19 protein-coding genes are annotated in these 20,691 nt (G+C 40.7%); 5 read left to right on the top strand and 14 right to left on the bottom strand.

Annotated features, from left to right (window positions below; all coding sequences use genetic code 11):
* Positions 1 to 16 precede the first annotated feature (16 nt).
* Complete coding sequence (locus tag V7K49_RS04335; protein ID WP_335204647.1) at positions 17 to 1,117, top strand: T3SS effector HopA1 family protein; 1,101 nt, start codon at positions 17 to 19, stop codon at positions 1,115 to 1,117.
* On the opposite strand, the gene V7K49_RS04330 is transcribed toward V7K49_RS04335, so the two are convergent.
* Positions 1,114 to 1,473 (bottom strand): DUF5615 family PIN-like protein, encoded by a 360-nt coding sequence (locus tag V7K49_RS04330; protein ID WP_335204646.1) that lies wholly within the window; start codon positions 1,471 to 1,473, stop codon positions 1,114 to 1,116. The two genes, V7K49_RS04335 and V7K49_RS04330, sit on opposite strands and share 4 nt — an antisense overlap.
* Positions 1,451 to 1,987, bottom strand: a complete 537-nt coding sequence (locus V7K49_RS04325) for a hypothetical protein (RefSeq protein WP_334867226.1) — start codon at positions 1,985 to 1,987, stop codon at positions 1,451 to 1,453. Before V7K49_RS04325 ends, V7K49_RS04330 begins: the two co-directional genes overlap by 23 nt.
* A 128-nt stretch (positions 1,988 to 2,115) precedes the next feature.
* Here V7K49_RS04325 and V7K49_RS04320 point away from each other — a divergent pair, with 128 nt between their 5' ends.
* Both V7K49_RS04320 and V7K49_RS04315 read left to right on the top strand, forming a co-directional pair.
* Positions 2,116 to 2,238 carry a hypothetical protein gene (locus tag V7K49_RS04320; RefSeq protein WP_335204645.1) on the top strand — a complete coding sequence of 41 codons (123 nt, stop codon included), beginning with the start codon at positions 2,116 to 2,118 and terminating at the stop codon, positions 2,236 to 2,238.
* 358 nt (positions 2,239 to 2,596) lie between these two features.
* Positions 2,597 to 2,779: a hypothetical protein gene (locus V7K49_RS04315; RefSeq protein ID WP_334867230.1), complete on the top strand. Its 183-nt coding sequence runs from the start codon at positions 2,597 to 2,599 to the stop codon at positions 2,777 to 2,779.
* 324 nt (positions 2,780 to 3,103) lie between these two features.
* Here the strand turns inward: V7K49_RS04315 and V7K49_RS04310 are convergent, their stop codons facing one another.
* The 4 genes from V7K49_RS04310 to V7K49_RS04295 all read right to left on the bottom strand — a co-directional run bounded on the left by V7K49_RS04310 (position 3,104) and on the right by V7K49_RS04295 (position 8,945).
* Positions 3,104 to 3,859, bottom strand: a complete 756-nt coding sequence (locus V7K49_RS04310; RefSeq protein WP_334867232.1) for a peptidylprolyl isomerase — start codon at positions 3,857 to 3,859, stop codon at positions 3,104 to 3,106.
* Positions 3,860 to 4,000: 141 nt separating this feature from the next.
* Complete coding sequence (locus V7K49_RS04305) at positions 4,001 to 5,524, bottom strand: HlyD family efflux transporter periplasmic adaptor subunit (protein ID WP_335204644.1); 1,524 nt, start codon at positions 5,522 to 5,524, stop codon at positions 4,001 to 4,003.
* A gap of 72 nt (positions 5,525 to 5,596) precedes the next feature.
* Positions 5,597 to 8,326, bottom strand: a complete 2,730-nt coding sequence (locus tag V7K49_RS04300; RefSeq protein ID WP_335204643.1) for a peptidase domain-containing ABC transporter — start codon at positions 8,324 to 8,326, stop codon at positions 5,597 to 5,599.
* Entirely contained in the window at positions 8,220 to 8,945 is a 726-nt protein-coding gene (locus tag V7K49_RS04295; RefSeq protein WP_335204642.1) for a helix-turn-helix domain-containing protein, read from the bottom strand. Before V7K49_RS04295 ends, V7K49_RS04300 begins: the two co-directional genes overlap by 107 nt.
* Positions 8,946 to 10,342: 1,397 nt before the next feature.
* On the opposite strand from V7K49_RS04295, the gene V7K49_RS04290 reads away from it, so the two are divergent.
* Positions 10,343 to 11,503: a calcium-binding protein gene (locus tag V7K49_RS04290; RefSeq protein WP_334867240.1), complete on the top strand. Its 1,161-nt coding sequence runs from the start codon at positions 10,343 to 10,345 to the stop codon at positions 11,501 to 11,503.
* 296 nt (positions 11,504 to 11,799) lie between these two features.
* Here V7K49_RS04290 and V7K49_RS04285 read toward each other — a convergent pair whose 3' ends face one another.
* From V7K49_RS04285 to ppsA, 4 genes are all read right to left on the bottom strand, one after another.
* On the bottom strand, positions 11,800 to 13,308 hold the full coding sequence (locus tag V7K49_RS04285; protein ID WP_335204641.1) for a dolichyl-phosphate-mannose--protein mannosyltransferase: 1,509 nt from the start codon (positions 13,306 to 13,308) through the stop codon (positions 11,800 to 11,802).
* Positions 13,309 to 13,887: 579 nt separating this feature from the next.
* Entirely contained in the window at positions 13,888 to 14,247 is a 360-nt protein-coding gene (locus V7K49_RS04280; protein ID WP_335204640.1) for a XisI protein, read from the bottom strand.
* Complete coding sequence (locus V7K49_RS04275) at positions 14,235 to 14,654, bottom strand: element excision factor XisH family protein (RefSeq protein ID WP_334867246.1); 420 nt, start codon at positions 14,652 to 14,654, stop codon at positions 14,235 to 14,237. Before V7K49_RS04275 ends, V7K49_RS04280 begins: the two co-directional genes overlap by 13 nt.
* A 12-nt stretch (positions 14,655 to 14,666) precedes the next feature.
* Complete coding sequence (gene ppsA / locus V7K49_RS04270; protein ID WP_335204639.1) at positions 14,667 to 17,168, bottom strand: phosphoenolpyruvate synthase; 2,502 nt, start codon at positions 17,166 to 17,168, stop codon at positions 14,667 to 14,669.
* Positions 17,169 to 17,465: 297 nt separating this feature from the next.
* On the opposite strand from ppsA, the gene V7K49_RS04265 reads away from it, so the two are divergent.
* Positions 17,466 to 17,870: a hypothetical protein gene (locus tag V7K49_RS04265; protein ID WP_335204660.1), complete on the top strand. Its 405-nt coding sequence runs from the start codon at positions 17,466 to 17,468 to the stop codon at positions 17,868 to 17,870.
* A gap of 292 nt (positions 17,871 to 18,162) precedes the next feature.
* Here V7K49_RS04265 and V7K49_RS04260 read toward each other — a convergent pair whose 3' ends face one another.
* The 4 genes from V7K49_RS04260 to V7K49_RS04245 form a co-directional block, all read right to left on the bottom strand.
* On the bottom strand, positions 18,163 to 18,306 hold the full coding sequence (locus V7K49_RS04260; RefSeq protein WP_334867250.1) for a hypothetical protein: 144 nt from the start codon (positions 18,304 to 18,306) through the stop codon (positions 18,163 to 18,165).
* Between the two features lie 24 nt (positions 18,307 to 18,330).
* A complete protein-coding gene (locus tag V7K49_RS04255; protein WP_334725679.1) occupies positions 18,331 to 18,768 on the bottom strand; it encodes a DUF29 domain-containing protein in 438 nt (145 codons plus the stop codon).
* 84 nt (positions 18,769 to 18,852) lie between these two features.
* Entirely contained in the window at positions 18,853 to 19,527 is a 675-nt protein-coding gene (locus V7K49_RS04250) for a hypothetical protein (protein ID WP_334867254.1), read from the bottom strand.
* Positions 19,528 to 19,642: 115 nt separating this feature from the next.
* Positions 19,643 to 20,383, bottom strand: a complete 741-nt coding sequence (locus tag V7K49_RS04245; protein WP_335204638.1) for a hypothetical protein — start codon at positions 20,381 to 20,383, stop codon at positions 19,643 to 19,645.
* Positions 20,384 to 20,691 lie beyond the last annotated feature (308 nt).

Below are 20,691 nucleotides of genomic sequence, written 5' to 3'. Positions count from 1 at the left end.
TACTAAATAAGTAGTTATGCAATTATTAAATTCTCCTCAAACTCATCTAGAGACTGGATTAACTGGGCAATTACTGGATGTTCTGCAAGATATTGTTCGGAAAATAGAGATAAAATCTAATTTCTCCATCCACCATCCAGATTACAAACCTTTGGAATTACCATCTGAGGCAGTTGAACGTTTTCAGAAGATGCCAACCCAGATGCAACAGAAATATCTGAGTCTGCAATTGCGGAGTTTTCTTTACGGTATCTATTACAACGGTTCTATGCAAAGTACGTTGGCACTAGATGGGCAGGGAAATGGTTTACCGTTAGATTTAGAAAATAATACTTTTTTAGGGGTAGATATAGGCTTTTATAAGCGATTGCATGAAAGTAATTTTGGAGAGGGTTACTTTGACCGTGGTTGGTCTGTTTTGAGAGAAGAAAGTGATGGCAGTTTAGCTGTGACTAAAGGCGGTTTGAGGCTGCATATTGAACGGAATAAGCATCTTCAACCTACTGAAGTGGCAGCTGTGGTAGGTGATTCTGTGGCTATCAAGATGCCGAAGAATCGAGTAAAAAATGGATTTTATATGGCAGTTAGCAATGCAGGCTTCAGTCGTATTGAAGATGTGAAAATTCAGCCTGTAACTGTACGAATCTATTTCAATGTAACTCCTGAAGGTGCTGTTGCAGTGATGGGGAGTTTGACACAGACGCTGGATGAGTTGGCAATTCCCTTCAGCTTTAAGGTTTTGTACAATCCCAAAGAATACCAACGCTACGATTCAGGGGTGCTTTACTTTGACAAGAGAGACTATGAAGTTGTTAGGCAAGTCTTAAAAACTGTTTATCAAGAACACCAATTGCATTTTAAGTCAGAAATTCCTTTATTTACCAAACAACTAGTACTAGGGTTAGGGCTGGCAGAAGAACCAAACCAAAAATTTGCTGTTCAAGAAAGTTTTGGCATGAATCGCTGTCAAATTGTAGCAAATGGGTTGTTAACAGCTTGGTATCAAGAAGATAACTCAACTGAAGGGCGAATGCAGGCTATCTGTGAACAATTTTCTCATTTGGGAATCGAATTACATCGTTCATATCTTAATGCCAATTCAGAAGATATTTATTAGTAGTTCCATTGGTTAAGGGAAATAAACTGATTAGCTAGGCTATAGTCTGATGCTTCGATGTTGGCGATGGACTTAACGATACTCAGGTAGCTCATGCTCTTTAATATGTCAGGGTGCTGGTAGACTGCTAGAATACCGGGATGATTTGGGTTTGCTTTGTGGAGAGTCTGGAAGTCATCGCAGTTGCGAGTCAGTAACACACGCTTTTCAAGTCTTGCATAGTCAAGTACAACTGAATCAGGCTTGCTCATCAAACCTGCTTCGTTGACTGTTATAACATCGTGATCTGCACTCTGTAACAAATTGACTAAACGTTTTGCCTGGGAGTCTTCATCAATGAGTAGTTTTAGGCTCAAGGGAGACTCCTTGTTGTTCAAGGCGGTAACGCTCCTCTTGAGCTTCCAGCTTCAGAAGTTCTTGGTGATTTTCGCAATAGCGAACAGCTTCCTCGATCGCAGCAAGGGGGAGGTTCCAATTATCTGCTGCCTCTTCTATTGACATTTGGTTAACAACCATATCTTGCCAAACAGTCGAGGCAAGTAATTTTCGCCCTTTAATGTAAAATTGCCGCCGCCAGGGGTGAGGGCGTTCCACCAGATATTGCCAGTCGCCTGTTTGGGGACATTCAAGTTCTGGGATAAGTAGGCGAACTTGCCCTTCTGGGGTGTGGAGAAACAGTTGAGTGCCGGGACGCATGTGGCGCTTGAGAGTAACCATTAGGTCGATGGAGCGCAGGATTGTTTCTTTTGTATTAGGAGCAGCGATCGCATCACGTAGCCAGTTTAGCTTTGCTTCTTGTTCTGGAGTAATGTTGAAGTTCTGTCGCTTGGTTTCTACCGTTTCTGGATTAGATGATATCGGTGTGGTCATGTTACCTCATATCTAAGAATCAGTTTGGTAAGTACAATATGAGTATATCAGACTCATAAAATTGATATAATTGATGCGATCGCATTTTAGCAATGCAACCATTTAATATCTGTTGAGCAGCCTAGAGTTTGGATGCCAACGTAGAGCGTTTGCCACTCTCAGAGATTGACGAGAGAGCAGATGTAAGAGCGGCTGTGGAAAGCGATCACGCACTTTGCGGCACATTTCACCTGAGTGAGACAGATATGTAACGAATAGCATGGGGTTTGCTGCTGTCAGAATGAAATAGCCCTAAATTTTTATCGTTCAGTTCAAGAGGCTTCTTGGGCTGATTTTTTGTGGCTTTTGGTTAGTGAAAAATCTATAGAGACATAACTGTTTTAAATTTGTCTATCGTCAAGCTCATTTATTTCTACAATCTACTACAAAAAATAGATTTATTCCATAAATAACCGGCTATTTTTATCTAAATCTGTAACTTTTATGGTCTTTTAACTCTGTTGAAATGTCTAGGCATATTCAAATCTTTTTAATAGGATGTAATCAGGAAGCAAACATGACTATTTGATTCCTAATCAATTCCACAATTTAATTGGAGAAAAAAATCAAATGGCTAATATTACAGTTAATGATATCAAACCCACTGGTGTTGAATTGTTTGCAGATTCTGAAAGCTTCATGGAGGAGCTAAGTAATGATGAATTTCTGGCAGTCTTAGGAGGTAACGCTGAGAAAATATGGCCTCTCTATAACACAAAGCACGAAGTTGTCTCCTATGTTGACGTTCCATGACTAGCGTCTAAACTTCCTTTGTGTGAAAGTCCTGGCTTTAAGCCACAAAGCTAGTCATTAAATCAAGGTAAGCAGATATCTGCTTACCGCTTTTGTTGTTTCTTATTGTTTCCTTTATCTAGGGAGATGGGAGACAAGAATCAAGGTTTAGCAAAGCTTCAACTGGCTCCGTTTGCTGATTAAGCCATTCAACGCTAGTAGATACTTTTTTAGCTTATCTGCTTTGCATACTAATTAGATATCCAGCAAAACTTTCTGATGAGTATCAGATGGCTATTCGCTCAGGATGTTTAAAGATTGGGACTTAAGCATTAAGATGATAAGTTAAACGGCTTTACCGTTCAATTCGACCCTGCTAACAACTTCAAGTTGCTTAATTTGCTGCTTCAGCCATACAGCAAACAGATCGGAAAGAATTTGATAGCGCAGCTTATTATTCAACTCCGGTTGAATAATCTCCTCAACTAAAATTAGGTGTACTCCCGAAGATGTCACGATGGGTTTGAGAACCTGGGGAGGCGTAGCAGCAAAGACAGCAGCAGAAATTTCCGGCTTCACTTCCTGGCGGCGCACTATCCCTCGATATCCTCCTTTGCGGCGTAATTCTATGTCCTGGATATATTTGTGAGCAATATCATAAAAACTCATCTCGCCTTCCTTAATCGCATAGAAGATTTCTATCGCCAAGTCTTCATCATCCAGAACAACCTCATACATGACCACACCAGTATAATCTAATTGATTTTCAAAGAAATAGGGTTCAACTTTATCTGCAAACAGATGAGCAGCTAACTTCCCAGAAATGACGGTACTGTAGACAATTTCTTCATAATCATCTATAGAAAGGCTATGTTTTTCCAACCATCCCCAGGTATCATCAGCACTAATAAGTTTGTTCATTAACCGTATTTGGTCTGCTGCTTTTTGCAATTCTTCAGTCTCTACTTTTATACCTGCCTCAGCTGCGGCATTTCCAATAATCTTGCGGGTAACAATTCCCTCAATGAACTCAGGAATTTTGCAAGATAGCTTGACTTGAGAAAGAATATCTTCGTTGGTAATGGTAATATGTTGAGACATGATTTTTCTCTTATGTAGATAGACAAAATCAAACGTGAAATCCATAGATGCTAGATTTGAGGAGGCAGAGCCTCCAAGCAACGCATTTTTATGCAGATCAGAGGAACGATATATTAGCTGCAAAGCATATAAATAGACGCCCTACAATTTCACCCCACCCTGTTGCAATTGCTTAAACGGATCAAGCAGAAAATCAATAATCCGACGCTGACGCACAATTACCTCAGCTGTCGCCGTATCCCCAGGACGCAGGGCAATACATTTATTAGCTGAGGGAATACAATTTTGTTTTAGGGCAATTTCCAAGTCATAAGCTGCTACCTTTCCATTAGATGTTTCCACCTCTATGGTAGTAGGAGAAATCTCTAACAATTCTCCTTCCAGTACGCCATAATCCTGAAACGGATAAGCATCAAACTTTAACTTGACTGGTAATCCTTTCCGCAAAAAACCACTCTCCGTTGTCGCCATTTGCGCCCGAATTATTAAAGGCGAACCTTGGGGTGCAATCTCCGCAATCATTGCTCCAGGCTGCACTACAGACCCAGCCCGTTGTATCGGTAACTGAAACACTCTACCATTTACGGTGGCTCTTAACTCTCGTTGTCCTAACTGAAACTTTAACGAGACAATCTGACTCTTGCTCTGAGCAATTTCTGCCTGAAGCGTAGTAATTTCTGTCTCCAAATTCTTCTGTTGTTCGTCGATTTTTAGCAGAGCTAGCTTGCTGGAACGAGTTAAGGTCTGATAACTCCTTTCTTGTTCTTTCAGTCGCAACTGTGCCTGTTCAATATCTGCATTTGCTTGCCGAATAGTCCGCTTATAACTACTCTGTTGTTCTACCAAACGTAATTTAGCCTGCTGAATATCTGACTGATTTTGTTCGTATAATTGTTGCTTGTCTTTAGCTATATCTTGCTTCTCCACAACATTAATTTCTGGAACAACCCCTGACTGCCAAAGACTGCGATAGCGTTCAACTTCCCGCTCGGTACTTGCTAAACTACTGTTTACTAACTTATTAGCTGTTTGACTATGCTCAAGAGTTTGCCGTGCCTGATTGACTTGAGCTAATTTTTCGTCTTTTTGTAAGTCATAGGAATTTCTAAGAGCATTTATATTTTGTCGCGCTTGGTCAATTTGAGCTTCCTTTTCTAACTGTTGAGATTGGTTTTGTTGCTGTTGAGTTGTCAAAGATACAACTAACTGACTTTTAGATGAATTTAACTGAGAAAGTCGATTTAATTGTCCCTCTAACTTCTCCTGTGCTTGCCGCATTTCTGCCTTAACTAATTCTGATTCCAACACCAATAAAGTCTGCCCAACTTTAACTGAATCACCTTCCTTTACCCGAATTTCGGCAACAGTACCTGCCACAGCAGCATCCAGCCTAACCGTCTTTCCCTTTGGTTCAAGTCGCCCTCTTGCCGTACCCGTTTCATCCACCTTAGATAGCATCGCCCAAGGTAAAATGATCGACACAAATACCACCAAAAAATACAGTAATCCTCTTGTCCAAACCTGGGGCAAGCTATCAAGTAAATCCTTGGTTGCGTAAGCCCAATCATCAGTGGATCTAGCTGGTGTTTGTTCGCTTAAAATTTCCTCGCCCTGTTCTACCTCATAGATTTGGGTTTGAACCCTTCCATTTAATGTGTTTGGCATAATTTTTCCTAATATCAATTTTGGATTTTGGGAATGGGGAGACAAGAAAAGCTTCCTATTTTTCCTCTTCTTTCACCCTGCAACATCCATCTGCTGATGATTGAGATAAAAATAATGTCCTCGCTTTGCCATCAACTCTTGGTGAGTCCCACTCTCAACCAACACGCCGCGATCCAGCACCAAAATCAAATCTGCATGACGCACAGTTGAAAGACGATGGGCGATTACTAAGGTGGTTCTGTCCTTAAGAATGGTATTTAAATTCGTCTGAATAATCCTTTCTGACTCTGCATCCAGATGGGAAGTCGCCTCATCCAAAACCAACAACTTAGGATTACCTAACAACGCCTTAGCGATCGCAATTCTTTGTCGCTGTCCTCCAGACAACATCCCCCCTCCTTCACCAATCTGGGTTTCATAACCCATAGGCAACTTTTTAATAAACTCATCAGCACCCGCCAATCGCGCCGCCTCAATAATCTCTGCTAAAGTTGCCCCAGGATGTGCCAAGCTAATATTTTCCCGAATCGTTCCGCCAAACAAAAAGGTATCTTGGTCAACTACCCCAACTTGTTCGCGTAGAGAACGCAACGAAAGATTGGTAATATCATGCCCATCAATCAAGACTTTGCCATCTGTGGGAGGATATAACCCCAAAACCAGCTTAGAAATCGTGGTTTTCCCCGAACCACTGCGTCCCACTAAGGCAACCATTTGCCCGCTATGTACTTCAAAACTGAGATTTTCCAAAACATTAATATCGCTTTCAGGGTGATAGCGAAACGTCACGTTATCAAAGCGAATGTTACCTTGAATAGGTGGTAAAGATTGCCGCGCCTGGTGCTGCAAATCCTCTTCTGGTTCCGCATCCAATACATCATTAATGCGTTCCACCGCAATCACCACTTCTTGCAATTGATTCCACAAAACTGTTAATCGTTGGAAGGGTCTAATAATATTTCCCAGCAACATATTAAATGCTACCAATTGCCCAATGGTTAACTCGTTGTGAATCACTTGGTACGCCCCAAACCACAGCAAGACAGTAGTTACCACTGCTTCAATTGTGTTGCTGAATATTTGCAGGCGATTGCTGATAATTTGCCCGGAAAAGTTAGTTTTTATTTCCTTACTTAATAACTCTTCCCAATGCCAACGCACTGTCTGTTCCACGGCTGTAGATTTAACTGTTCGCACACCAGAAAGGGCTTCAATCAGATAGCTACTTTCATTAGCAACAGCATTAAAGATTTCTCTAGAAATCTTTTGTAAAAAAGGTGTGGCAATCAATGCTAGCAGGAAAAAAGGCGGTACAATCACCAACACCAATAACGCCATTTTCCAGCTGTACCAAAACATCAATCCTAAATAGATAAAGACAGTGACTAAATCCAGCAGGATGGATAACGCCTCACCGGAGAGGAAGCGTTGAATTTTGCGGTTTTCCTGTACACGAGAGATAATATCCCCCACATAACGGGACTCAAAGTAACTCAAGGGTAGCCGCAGGGTATGGCGAATAAATCCTACAATCAGTGCTAAATCCAGCTTATTGGCCGTGTGGTCTAACAGATATTGCCGCAACCCTGTCATCGCCACCCGGAATAAACTAAAAATCAGTAACCCTAACCCCACCGCTGTTAAGGTTAGTTCAGAACGCTGCACCACTACGCGGTCTAAAATTAACTGGGTAAATAAGGGAGTAACAAGTCCAAATATCTGGATAAATAAGGAAGCAACAAACACTTCCAGCATTACTAAAGAGTGAGGCTTGATCAACTCAAAGAATTGCCAAAAGGGAGTAGAAGTTTCTTTGGTATCCTTGAGCATGGCTGTCGGTTGCAGCAGCAATGTGTAACCAGTCCAGTTGGCTTTAAATTCGGCGTGGCTAAGGCTGCGTTGCCCGATCGCAGGGTCGGCTACAATAACGTGTTTGGGAGTAATTTCGTAGACAACAATGTAATGCTTGCCTTCCCAGTGGGCGATCGCAGGCAATTTTTGCTTCGCCAATTGGTCAAGACTCGCCTTCACAGGTCGTGTGGCAAACCCAATACTTTCCGCCGCCGCCGATAACCCCCGCAGTGACGAGCCATTGCGGTCAACATTGGCGATATCCCGCAGGCGATTTACACTAAAGTTTTTCCCCCAATAGCGAGACACCATCACTAAACAAGCTGCACCGCAATCCGATCCACTCTGTTGGGCAAAAAACGGATAGCGCCGAATCACCCGCTGTAATAAATGCCCCACTCGCTGCGTGGAGTTGGGAAAATAGGCTTTGCTAATCTTTTTCTGGCGTGGCTCTACTGCTGGCGTTGACAAAATCTTAGTTTCATGGAACCGTTTTGAGTCAGATGGTAATACTGGCAGGTTATCTGAGTCCACTTGTTGGGGATTACGAGATAGCGCCTTAGCCCACAAATGCTCACGAATTTGGGGATATTTAGCCATCAATGGCCACAAAACCTCACCCGGAATAAAACACAGTTGCAAGTTTACTGAAGCCCTTGCTCCATAAGGTTTGAAGTCAACTTCCTTGAACAATGTAAATTCCCCAAATGAGTCTCCCGCCTCCAAAGTGGTGATTAACTCATCAGCGCTAGAGAGCAACCTGACCTTACCAGCGATCGCAATATATATACCCGATTCAACATCGGTTCCTTGCCAGAATTTGCCGACTTTCGGGTTGATAAATTTAACTTGTTGAAGACAGTGTTGAAATTCCTCTGTCGAAAGAGAATAACCCAGAGTATCGTTGAACTGTTGCAGAGTTACTAACTGAGCGGATATATCTTGCGCCATGAATGTCTAAATCTTTTCCTAATTTGGCAAAGTTAATAGGTAAAAAGTCGGTATTATCTGGAACAGCTGCCGATTTGAGGTCAGCAATCAAAATTTTGGAACCTTGAGCCTGTTCAGTGCTGTTTTGTTCAGCATTGTTAGGTTTTGGTAGTGTAGATAATCCCATCTGTTTGAGCAGTCGCTTGATGTGGCGATCGCTTACCTCAATCTCAAATTCTTTTGCTAGATGTTTCCCAAGCCAGTTAGCTGTCCAGCGGCGAAAAGCATAGCCATGATCGCGGGGACTACTGTTAATTAATTCTTTCAAACGCTCTAAATATTGATCATTCACAGCCTTCGGGCGACCAATGGGGCAATCTTGCCATTGATGCGCCATCCCAGTTCGGGCTATGTGTGTCCAATGTCGTGCTGTTGCTGCACAACATCCCAAAGTTTGACAAATCTCCCTTTGAGTTTTTCCCTCATCTGCCAACAACATGATTTCAATTCGTTGGCGGTAGGATTCAAGTAAACTTTTGCACAAATTTTGTAGTAGCAGTTTCCGCTGAAACGCTGTTAAATACTTCCCACCAGATGCACTTAAGTAGTTGGTTTCAGGTTTCGTTTGGCAGTCAGACATAAACATAAAATTGCTAGTTTGATAGACGCATAAATGTCTTGCGCTTAACAACTTGTCAAGCACTTAAAAACAAATCTATTGAAGCGCTAATTATTACTCTAATAGCGCACATTGTTTGATGTATTACATGTATTGTATGTTATGCATTTATCAAGCTACAAATCATATATGTAAATTCCGTAAATTAATTGCTAAATTTTCATGAAATGTTAGGCTAAATCCGATAATCCAGTATTATCACTGTACATTTTATTTACAATTACAAATATTTTTGTAATTCAAAAGGATATATAGCAGTCCTAAATCATTCGTGAAAAGTTAGATCCCCGACAACTTTTACAAAGTCGGGGATCTAGACACCGCAAATTTGAACAAAATCAGGTAGGACTGCTATATACAGCTAATACCAATCTTGAACAAGAATGCTGCACATACAGAGATCCTCTAAATCTCCCTCAAAAAGAGGGACTTAATGACTATTGACTACAGTTTTGCCTCCGTGTGCTTGGACACACTTTTTGGCGATCGCGAATGTTTCCAACATTGTCCGCACGTTGGAAAGGGTGAAATAGTCGCTTTTGGTCTTCTTTAGGAATGTTAATTCCCTAATCTTGAATGCGGAAATATTACTGTTTTTCCTGACAAATTAGTTCAAAGCGCACTATGCCGCCCGGTAGTGAATACTTAATAGCATTGCTAAGTCAATTGCCCAAAATGTGCAACAGTAAGCTTTCATTCCATAGTTGTAATACAGGTTCTGTACATGATTTTTTTTCACTTGTGAAAAATCTGGGTTAAGTATTCCTTAGGACAAATTTTAGATTATAAGGAAGAACAGATTATGGAAATTCAACTCTCAACCTGGGAGATTCAGGCAATTCTACAGGGAGCATCCCACTTTTTTGCATGTTATTGCGAGCGAAACGAAGAGAAGCAATCGCAAAATCCTCTAACTAAGGGTGAGTCCATGCGATTGCTTGTCTGCGACACGCTGCGCGAACATCGTTCCTCCTTGCAATGACAGTTATTCTCTCGCCGCAAAATAAAAACTGGGATGCACCCAATTCTATAGGGCTGTCAACAGATTTTGCAGCTAATCAAGAGTAGCAAATATTATCGCTCTTTTTAATCTAGTGCGTACTCTCAACTACGAATGATATTTCTATTAAAGATGCAGTCAATATTTTGGGGAAAGTAATTAAAGCCATTAAGGAAGTGGAAGGTATTATTGAATACTAAAGACACCATATAACAGATTTTACCGACTCATTGGAAAGGAGCAAAATTGTAAAAAAACTTTTCTGAAAATAAATTTAGATGCTCTTGAAATTTTCATGTAATATAGTTAATAACAAGTTATTAGACAGCAGTTAATTCAATACCAGGGAAGCAAAATTATGGCAATAATTCTAGGCACTGATGGAGGCGACACTTTGATCGGCACTGCCGGGAATGACACATTTATCGGCAGTGCAGGTGATGATACTATAAAGGGTGGAAATGGTAATGATGTTGTTGACTACAGCAGTTTAGGACAACCTATAACAATCCAACCAGTGGTTATTCAAAAAGGTGCTATTGGAACTGACACCTTTAAAGATTTTTTTGAAGGCGTCATTGGTGCTACTGGACAGATTAACAGTATTGATGCTACTTCTGACAGCAAAAATGTATCAATAGTAGCTGACTTATCTAAAGAAAGACTAGAAATCAGAGTTGTAGGTTCGCCACCAATAATAGTCAATGTGAAGAATTTTGTAAATGTAATTGGTACAAGTCAAAATGATGCCATTACTGGTAATGCTCAGGATAATCAATTATTTGGCGAAGGTGGCAATGACATTATTAGAGGAAGTGCAGGCAATGATACCTTACTTGGTGGAGATGGTACTGATACGGCTGATTACAGCAAAATAGGTGTAAGTTCTACCATCTTCATTGATGGAACTCTTAAAAAAGGTGGCGGATTAGGTACAGATTTACTTGGCCAATTTGAAAAGCTTGTTGTTGATGCTCGTGAAAATAACACTATAGACGCCTCAATTGCTCCTTCAGCACCCTCTATAATTGGAGATGCATCAGTCAACGCTAACCTTGAAACTCAAAGTTTCGTAGTGAATAATCTTCCTAGCGGAAATACAGCTAAGTTCACATTTATAAACTTTGATAATATCAAAGGTACAAACCAAAGTGACACCATTGTTGGAGATAGGCAAGATAATCTGTTATTTGGCAATGGCGGTAACGATATACTTTCTGGCGGGAGTGGCAATGACATACTCACTGGTGGAAACGGTAACGATACTCTCACTGGTGGATTAGGTGCAGATAAATTTGTTTTTACCAACGTATTAGAGGGTGTTGACATTATCAAAGATTTCAAGGCTGTTGAAGGTGATAAAATCCAGATTTCTCAAGCAGGGTTTGGTGCTACTTCCATCAGCGACTTCAGTTATGATCCCCTAAATGGTTCTCTGTTCTTCCAAGATTCTAGATTCGCCATCATTGAAAATAAGCCTATTGGTTTCCAAGCTAATCTAGACATTCAACTGGTTTAAAAACCAATAGCACTAAAATAAAGTATTTGGTGTAACTTTTAGAGATATTGGGTAGGGGAGGGATTGGATTGCAATTGAGCAATATTTTTTGCCAATTTAGCCAGAACTGAATGATTTTCTTTACTCCTCCAGTTTCCCAAGTTTCCCCTACCCTCCTTTTCGGCCAGTCAAAGCTCTTCGGAGAAAAACTTTTTGGTTTACTGTTAATCTTATCGCAGGAAGGGAATAGGAGTTAGAAGTTATATATTCTTCCCATGCCTTAGGCCCCATACCCTGTTTGGCCAATGCCCTTTTAATTAAATCCAAGAATTGAACCACATTCGCAGCTTATAACCGTTAGGGGAGAGAGGTAAACCCAAATAAACGGGCATCCAGAAAATAAAAGCAACCAGAATGATAAAAGTAATGGTGACACCTACCGCCCGGAGTTGTTGATAATAACTGCGAAGACACTGATCAACAAACCAAGCGATCGCTAAAAATATAAACACCACTGCACACATATAGTGATAGATAAAAGCGCACCTTGTCACTTTCACCCAAGGTAATAAATTAGCAGCATAATTTATAACTAAATACAAGGCAATCCAAGTATCAACACTAAGAGTTGCAGGCACAGAAAAACGCTTTTCCTTCACCCAAAAAATCACTACTTGTGACACCAGCATCCCTATTAAAAACAACATGGCAGCAACACCAAACCACCACAAAAATGGATTGCCCATTGCATGGACATCATAAATAACTTGTCCAGCACCGGCAGGCAAAGGAGGCCCCATTACAGGTAATGGTTCGGTGATCCTTTCAGCCGTTTGATAATAATATGCCATTGGTCGAGTCATCAAAGGCCATTTGTACCAGGCAGCACAGTAAGGATGCACGTTAGGACTATTGCCACCTAAATGCAAGTGAAACTTCAAAATTTGCTGATGTACTGCAATGAATCCATATGTTTTATCTAGTTGAAGGTGGGGAATCCAGATGATGCTGTAGATAAAAGCTGGGATAATTCCTAGATAAAATAGCATCTGGAAAATATTTAGCTGAGTCAAGTTTTGTAATGGTGTCTGAGATGAGGGAGAATAAGTACTAACTTCTGCTTCCTGACTCCTGTTTTCTACCTCTTTCAATGAGGGGGATGTAAAAATAAGTTTGGAGTTAGAAAAAGAATGCATTCCCCGAATTACCCAAGCTGCTATCCAAATGAGATAAGCACCTGACAGAAACCATAAACCATTCCACTTAGTACCGACTGACGCACCAAAAGTAATACCAGCAAAAACTAACCAAAATGAACGTCGCCGATTTTGGTTATCTAATGCCAATAATAAAAACCAGTGCCCTAATAAACCAAAGATGACGATATAAATATTACTTAAAGCGTAGCGAGACTCAACTAGAAAGATACCATCACAAGCTGTGAACAAACCTGCTAGGATTGCAAAGCTACGACGATAACTCAATTGATAAGCGATCGCAGCTACAACTAAAGGGATAAATGAGCCTGTGAGGGCATTTAACCAACGATAAGTCCAAGGCGATCGCATTGAACCTGTCAGCCCATTGACAGTATCGTGCCAAAAAGGAATGTGACTCCCAATCCAAATACCGATGCCGATCATATATTGACTCAGCGGCGGATGAGCATTAAAAAATGGCGTATGCGTGAGATAATTATTACCGAATTTGGCAAAGTAAACTTCATCAAATACCAGAGTGTTGAATCGCTCCAGTCCCCAAAACCTCAAGGCGAGTGAGAGAAGAAATACACTCACCATCCCAATTCGGAACCACTTTTTAGTCATTAGTCATTAATCATTGGATATTGGGCATTGGGCAATTCAATTTTGGATTTTGGATTGATGATTTTAGATTAAATTTCAATTCTTTAATCCAAAATCGTTCGACTGAGCGTAGCCGAAGTCTAAAATCTAAAATTCTTACTCCCCAGCCCCTCTGCACTTTGGGTAATTGTAAATTACAAAGGCTTGTTCAGGATCGCCTTCGGGTATCTAATTGCGAATGATCAAGCAATCTCGGTTTCTAAAAGAGTTGTCATTTTACCTTTGACTAAACAAAGTCGCCATTCTGCAAGATAAGTAGTCGGACAAAAATATTTACAGTCATTGCGAGCATTGGCACAGCTTACTTCTCCGTAGTAGTACGCTCCATTCGTAATGACATTGTGTAATTAATTCTGCCTGACTACTTACTAAGATATTTGTGGTTAAACAGTCAAGAGCTATAGAGACAATTACAAGAACAGTCCAAGTTTTTTTTAGCTGGAGAAGAAACAGCAATCTTCATCAATCGCTAGAAAATTCCATGAAGAATAACAAGGTTAATTTTCGAGTAATTTCCCAAATTGCTGGTCATTGAGTTGGTTATGCAACAGCAAATTCTGAATCTTTCCGCAGTTCTTCAGACCGGAACCCTAATACAATCCGATCCTTTGATATACCTGCCTTCACCAGTTCCGTTGCTACACCCTCTTCAGTGCCATCACGTTGAATCCAAATTTTGCCATCAATAATATCAATGTGAATCAGACAGCCGTGAACGCGACGCGTTGCAGTTGGAGAGAGTTCTGGCACTGGCTCTCGACCAAGAATCATTACCAAATATCGATCCTGTTCTCGATCAAAGATAGTTTCATGCTGAATATTGCCGTAAGAGTAAGGAATCTTTGTGTGTTCAGTAAGAATGCTGCAAATTAGCTGCCTGTATTGCTCTAGATTAGCCATCGGACAATAACCTCTCGCTTTGGATTAAAAACGATCAGAGGAATTTTGTAGTCTTCCAATATAAGTTTACCAAGCGGCTCTTCCTCAAAAATATCAGTAAAAACATCCTCATGAACAGCGATATACAAAACCCGATCTCGATAATTGCGGCTCATGACAGCAAGGTACGTAAAGTACTGACCAATCGCCTGTTCTAGGTCTGCTACTTCTGAGTCGCCACTGAAGGTTTTGATTTCTACAGCAATCTTCTGTGTTCCTTTTTCTGCTATGAGCAACTTTTCGGCCGCCAAATCCACGTAAAGATCCTTTTTTCCCCACTTTAGATGAAAGGGATCGTTAGTAATAGTCCAGCCATCTTTAATTAGGGCATTCTTCAAGTTTTCGTGGTAACGGTCTCTAACTGGCATAAATTACTCGAATTACGAATTAGTACCCTCGACTTTTGCCACTTCCAGCATCGTCTTTAAAACCGAATCTGGATTCAGACTGATTGAGTCAATTCCTTGTTCAACCAAAAACTGAGCAAATTCTGGGTAATCGCTGGGTGCTTGCCCACAAATGCCGATTTTGCAGTTATATTTTTTTGCAGCTTTTATAGCCATTTTCACCATTTGCTTGACAGCAGGACTGCGCTCATCAAACAACCTCGCTACTAACGCTGAATCCCTGTCTATCCCCAGTGTCAGCTGAGTTAAATCATTGGAACCAATCGAGAAGCCATCAAATACCTCAGCAAAGTCCTCAGCCAGAATAACATTACTGGGCAACTCACACATCACATAAACCTGCAAGTCGTTAACACCCTGCTTTAAACCATTTTTTGCCATCTCTGCCAAAACCAAACGCCCTTCATCGGGAGTACGACAAAAGGGAATCATCGGGATAACATTCGTCAAACCCATTTCTTCCCTTACCCGTTTGATGGCATAACATTCTAGGGCAAAAGCTTCCCTGTAACCTTGATCATAGTAACGTGCCGCCCCCCGCCAACCCAGCATTGGGTTTTCTTCGTGGGGTTCAAACTGTCGCCCACCTAACAAATTGGCATATTCATTACTTTTGAAATCTGAGGTTCGGACAATCACTGGTTTGGGATAAAATGCCGCCGCAATTCTACCTATACCTTGAGCTAATTTATCAACAAAATACTGGGGTTTTTCGTCGTAAAGTGCAGTAATTTCAGAAATTTTAGCTTTGACAAATTCATCTTTTAATAAGTCATAGTGAATTAACGCCATTGGATGAATTTGGATTTGGTTAGCAATGATAAATTCTGTCCGCGCTAAACCGACCCCATCGTTAGGAATTGTAGATAAACTCAATGCTTCTTGGGGATTACCAACATTCATTAAAATTTGAGTGCGGGTGCGGGGTAAGTTCTCTAAAGGAACTTCTTTCACTTCAAAAGGTAATAAGCCTGCATAAACTTTTCCTTCTTCCCCTTCAGCGCAAGAAATTGTTACCTCTTGACCAGGTTTCAAAATTTCTGTAGCATTGCCGCATCCCACGATCGCAGGTACACCCAATTCTCGCGCAATGATCGCTGCATGACATGTGCGGCCACCAGAATTGGTGACAATTGCACTGGCGCGTTTCATAATCGGTTCCCAATCGGGGTCAGTTCTTTCTGTCACTAAAACTTCCCCAGGTTTGAACTGTTCGAGTTTCTGAACATCTAAAATTAGGCGTGCTTTCCCTTGACTAATAGCTTCTCCAATCGCCCGTCCGGTAATTAGAGGGATTAGGGATTCGGGAGTGGGAATTGGGGATTGGAAAGATTTTTCCCCAGTCCCCAGTCCCCAGTCTCCAGTTTCTAATACCAACCGATAACTCTGCAACACATTTCCCGTCTTCTGCGACTGGACGGTTTCAGGACGCGCTTGCACAATAAAAAGTTGGTTAGTAATTCCATCTTTTGCCCACTCGATATCCATTGGAGTGTAAATGCCGTGGACTTGGGAATAATGGTCTTCAATTAAACACGCCCAATTTGCTAGTTGTAAAATCTCTTCATCACTCAGGGCAAATTTGCCTCTTTCGCTGGACGAAACAGACACATTTTTCGTAAATTTAGAGCCGTCATCATAAATCATTTTCAGTTCTTTACTGCCCAATTTTTTATCGATAATTGGGCGGAAACCAGCTTTTAAAGTGGGTTTAAAAACATAGTATTCATCAGGATTTACAGACCCTTGAACAACATTTTCCCCTAAACCGTAAGCGGCTGTAATCAGTGCAGCATCCTTAAAACCGGTTTCTGTGTCAATGGAGAACATCACCCCAGAGGTTGCTAAGTCAGAACGCACCATTTTTTGCACGCCCACAGCTAGAGCAATGCTAAAGTGGTCAAATCCCTTGGTGTGGCGATAAGATATGGCGCGATCGGTAAATAGGGAAGCAAAGCATTTATGACAAGCTGCTAAAACTCCTTCAGCACCGACAACGTTGAGGTAAGTTTCCTGCTGTCCAGCAAAACTAGCATCGGGGAGGTCTTCGGCGGTGGCGCTGGAACGGACTGCAACATCTGTCTCTGCGTTGTATCGTTCACTGAGACTGTGATAAGCTTTGGCGATCGCCTCTCGCAATTCTACAGGAAATGGGGTATGAATTAATAGCGATCGCGCTTTTTTTCCCCGTTCTCGTAAATTTTTGACATCCTCAACATCCAAGTCAGCAAAGAGTTTGCGTAACTTTGCTTCTAACCCTGCTGATTGGATGAAATGACGATAAGCATAGGCAGTAGTGGCAAATCCAGTGGGAACGTTAATACCTTTGGGCGTTAGCTGTTGAATCATTTCCCCCAGTGAGGCATTTTTACCACCAACTACAGGGATATCAGCAATGCCAACTTCATCAAACCACAGAATCAGCGATCGCTCTTTTGCAGATAGAGATAAAGTGCTTTTAGATACAGTAGCCATAAATATTACCTTTTAAGTTTACACTCAATTTGATCAGTGCGTAACCACTAGTACCGCAAGGCGGAAGTCAAAAGTCAAAAGTCAAAAGTCAAAAGTATTATGGAATAAGCTCTTTAGGGCTTTTCAATGGTCTGCTTATTTACACCGTGGTGTACTAGTATATTTTTTCCATCTTCAATTTTAGATTTTGCAGCCAGCGAGGTGATTTTGGATTGTGCAATTAAATTGCAAACTATAGTTTAGAAATAACAATTATTCGAGATAATGGCTATATCTGAATACCTGAAGCAATCCACAATGGTGCAACTAGAACGACTGCTAAAAATGGCAGAAGATGAGCTAACTGAGTACAGCACTGATGCCCGTAAAATTGAAAAACTGCGCCGTAAAATAGGTTTAACAGTATCAGCAACAGAACAGCAGCAAGTCAAAGAGGCATTACTTGCTACTACAAAATCTAATATAATTACCCAAATTGTCGAAGAACAAAGACAAGCGGTAGCCTTACCATTTTGGGGAATTGCTGGATTGGGTTTGTTACTGGGAATTTCTTTAAATCAACCCATAGGCTTGTTAGCATCTGTAGTGGGGACTGTATTAGCTTACAGAATTCAGAAATGGGGTTGGCAATTGCAGGCAAGGAGTCTATTGTTACAAACATTGGAAGAGAGCGAAATGCGTATTGCCCAACCCAATCAGTAACAAAATAGATCCACTTTCTAGAGAATATATTTGTGTGCATTTGTAGTTTAATATACAAGTTAATTAAATAGTTACTTGATTGACACCTCGTAAGTACTTAATAATTCCTTTGGGATCACCATAGCAAAAAAATTAGATATAGGATTTGATTCAGGTATTTATGATGCTGGTTTGCGTGGAGGCGAGGTCTTCTTTGTACCACTCATCTCATGTCCGGTAAAAGACTTATTATTTAGGCTGACGCAAAGACACGGGGACGCTCTTACGCGGAGAAATTTTAATTGATTTGTGATTAGCCGGACATGATATGGCGTTGCTGATTGAAAGTATGAATTAGTCTCACGCAAAGACGCAAAGGCGCAAAGAACCGTTGTTTAGTCATATCGAAAAATGCCAATTCATACTCTGATTCAGCAACGGACATGATATCATTCATATTGCTTAGGATCAGCAGTCTAACTTAGAGGAAGTCAGGATTAAGAACTTGTTCCATAGTGAAAGGACACTCAAGGGGAAAAGTTTCTATTGGCATTTGAGTCTCCTTCGCTGCGTCTCGACGGGCACGGCGATAATATTTCTCTATCCACTCCCAATCCTCAAGAAAGCGCTGCAAACTGGGAGTATCTTCCAAGCAATCTTGAATTTGGTTTCGGCTGTTAGAGATTGTGTTAACCCAACTTTTGGTTTTTCGCTCTGGTTGATATTGGCATTTGAGTAAGTGCATTAAAAGCACCTGCAAATAACTTCCAAGTTCCTTTTGTTCACTCCGACCCAAAGCCTCTAGTTCCTCTACCAAATGTTCAACGTCTAACTCAGCCCAGCGTCCTTTCTTCAGGCACTCAGCCTGTTGTTGTGTCCACAGTAGAAAGTCCTGATTGTAGAGTGTTGCTTTACTCATCAACAGTTACCCCCTCTGCTTTCAACGACATTTATCATATTTTCGCCCAATGCAGTGCTGTACTAGATATCTTACAAAAGTAATCTAGCAATTACTCCTCTCATCAGCATCGTCATCTTGCAAGTTGCATCGGGCACAGCAACCGTTAATATCTGGGTTGAAGATAAATTCCTTTTTTAGTTGGGGTTCACCATATACTTGGTTAGGCGTGTACCCTAAATTATCGATCCAAGTTACAAATGGCTTTACGTATAGGTGATTTGCTGTCGATTTGTGTCCTTGGTTTTTATGAACAAGTGGAGTGAGCGAAGCAGGCAAATGAACAGCCTTGTCACCGAAGTAGTAGAAGTGCCGCGACATTAAAACACTGATACCGCCTAAATCTGTTTGTTGATTACTTTTGCCATGAACACTTGGACGCAATACTATTTGTTCTCCTTGGCTGTAATCGTAGATGCAATCGCCAACACGATACTCGAATTTCTCGCTCTCCCACTTTGGAATTTTGTGAGGACTATGAACTCGGCAAAACTCGTCGTATTCTTGCAATGTCATCTTGTCCGTTACCTGCATCGCATACACAACGTAATCAGCGATATTCCCAATTGGTGACTGTGTAGAACCAAGTCCTACAACCCAATCTCCAATGCTTGCTACTCGTCGGATAACAGGCTTGCAAATTGCGAGAGTGCAAACTTCCCAGAATGGGTTAGGAGCCGAGCCATCATCGAAACGTAGGCAGTAGGAGAAAAGTGTCATGAGTATAAAATTACTAAAGCAGCTAACTACTACATTAGTATGGCGCAGACTACGGTTTAGCACACTTATACTTGGTATCTGACAAAAACTTTTCGATTGACAGAAATTATTATCTTTATCGCCTCCTCACAGCAATTGTGTAATTAGGTAGATGTGAGGCATCTGTTTGAGTTTTCACAAGTCGCCAGTCATTATCTATATATAAATTCTCAAACACTTGAGAAGCTGCTAAGGATGTTTTTTGAAATTCATTAGGATGATTTATCTCTAGATTTTCTAATTTGACAGCTTTAGGCAAAGCCAGTTTTGACGCATTCAGTTTGACTTTAGTGTTAACTACATTAGTAAACCAGTTGTAGACTGATTCTAAAGTTAGAGGAATTTCTCTATTTTTAAAAGCCTGAAATCTATCAATGTTTTGAAGATCCCATTTACCATTTTGAACTCCATATTTTTGGATCACCATGAAATCATAAGCTGGTAATTTTGATTCAAAATTCTGGGATAAAGACGACTCTTTTCCCAGTATATAGCGAGCTATACTGGCACAGTAACCATCACGCTGGAAAATCTGGAAGGACTGCTCCTGTATTCTTTTTGGTAAACTTTCATGAAACGATATGGTAGACCAGATTGGTGTCCAAACACCTACTAAAAGCCGTAATTGCTCTGTTACACTGAAAGTAGGATTATGTTGGCTCAACTTGATAAAATAGGGAAGTAATTCAGTTTTGTAAAACTTCATTTCGGCATTTAAAGTTTCTGGTTTTCGATCTTGAACTCGTGCCAAGATTTCATTTTTAACTTTTAGTGTTTTTGTAGCACTTAATTGATTTTTTTGTAATAGTTCGAGCATTATCATTTACCTTTTTCTCATTTTTTTAAATAACTTGGTAAGAATTAAAAACTGGTGAGTTTAGTCCTCATCAAGGTATCATGCATCCCTTTATCCTGTAAAAGTAGAGCCTTTTAGCTCCTCATTTTGACAGTTACTTGGTGTTTATGTGCTTGATACTATCTATTTTTACTAATAAAATGGTGTGATCCCGATCACTGTAAACTAAAATATATTCAAGAAGTATTTAGAAATTAGAGTATTGCATACATAGAGTGTAGCGGCTTAAGACAGGGTAGGAGAAGCGCTATCAATTCACATCCAATGAA

Source organism: Nostoc sp., assembly GCF_036919675.1.
In the GTDB taxonomy this organism is placed as follows: domain Bacteria; phylum Cyanobacteriota; class Cyanobacteriia; order Cyanobacteriales; family Nostocaceae; genus Nostoc.
The sequence above is the reverse complement of the archived record's forward strand: the minus strand, read 5'-3'. Positions and strand labels throughout refer to the sequence as shown.

What these genes read in the sequence shown, in the direction of transcription:
- V7K49_RS04335 (WP_335204647.1), top strand. Translation starts at nt 17, where the DNA reads ATGCAATTATTAAATTCTCCTCAAACTCATCTAGAGACTGGATTAACT.
- V7K49_RS04325 (WP_334867226.1), bottom strand. Translation starts at nt 1,987, where the DNA reads ATGACCACACCGATATCATCTAATCCAGAAACGGTAGAAACCAAGCGA.
- V7K49_RS04315 (WP_334867230.1), top strand. Translation starts at nt 2,597, where the DNA reads ATGGCTAATATTACAGTTAATGATATCAAACCCACTGGTGTTGAATTG.
- V7K49_RS04310 (WP_334867232.1), bottom strand. Translation starts at nt 3,859, where the DNA reads ATGTCTCAACATATTACCATTACCAACGAAGATATTCTTTCTCAAGTC.
- V7K49_RS04305 (WP_335204644.1), bottom strand. Translation starts at nt 5,524, where the DNA reads ATGCCAAACACATTAAATGGAAGGGTTCAAACCCAAATCTATGAGGTA.
- V7K49_RS04300 (WP_335204643.1), bottom strand. Translation starts at nt 8,326, where the DNA reads ATGGCGCAAGATATATCCGCTCAGTTAGTAACTCTGCAACAGTTCAAC.
- V7K49_RS04295 (WP_335204642.1), bottom strand. Translation starts at nt 8,945, where the DNA reads ATGTCTGACTGCCAAACGAAACCTGAAACCAACTACTTAAGTGCATCT.
- V7K49_RS04290 (WP_334867240.1), top strand. Translation starts at nt 10,343, where the DNA reads ATGGCAATAATTCTAGGCACTGATGGAGGCGACACTTTGATCGGCACT.
- V7K49_RS04285 (WP_335204641.1), bottom strand. Translation starts at nt 13,308, where the DNA reads ATGACTAAAAAGTGGTTCCGAATTGGGATGGTGAGTGTATTTCTTCTC.
- V7K49_RS04280 (WP_335204640.1), bottom strand. Translation starts at nt 14,247, where the DNA reads ATGGCTAATCTAGAGCAATACAGGCAGCTAATTTGCAGCATTCTTACT.
- V7K49_RS04275 (WP_334867246.1), bottom strand. Translation starts at nt 14,654, where the DNA reads ATGCCAGTTAGAGACCGTTACCACGAAAACTTGAAGAATGCCCTAATT.
- ppsA (WP_335204639.1), bottom strand. Translation starts at nt 17,168, where the DNA reads ATGGCTACTGTATCTAAAAGCACTTTATCTCTATCTGCAAAAGAGCGA.
- V7K49_RS04265 (WP_335204660.1), top strand. Translation starts at nt 17,466, where the DNA reads ATGGTGCAACTAGAACGACTGCTAAAAATGGCAGAAGATGAGCTAACT.
- V7K49_RS04260 (WP_334867250.1), bottom strand. Translation starts at nt 18,306, where the DNA reads ATGAATGATATCATGTCCGTTGCTGAATCAGAGTATGAATTGGCATTT.
- V7K49_RS04255 (WP_334725679.1), bottom strand. Translation starts at nt 18,768, where the DNA reads ATGAGTAAAGCAACACTCTACAATCAGGACTTTCTACTGTGGACACAA.
- V7K49_RS04250 (WP_334867254.1), bottom strand. Translation starts at nt 19,527, where the DNA reads ATGACACTTTTCTCCTACTGCCTACGTTTCGATGATGGCTCGGCTCCT.
- V7K49_RS04245 (WP_335204638.1), bottom strand. Translation starts at nt 20,383, where the DNA reads ATGCTCGAACTATTACAAAAAAATCAATTAAGTGCTACAAAAACACTA.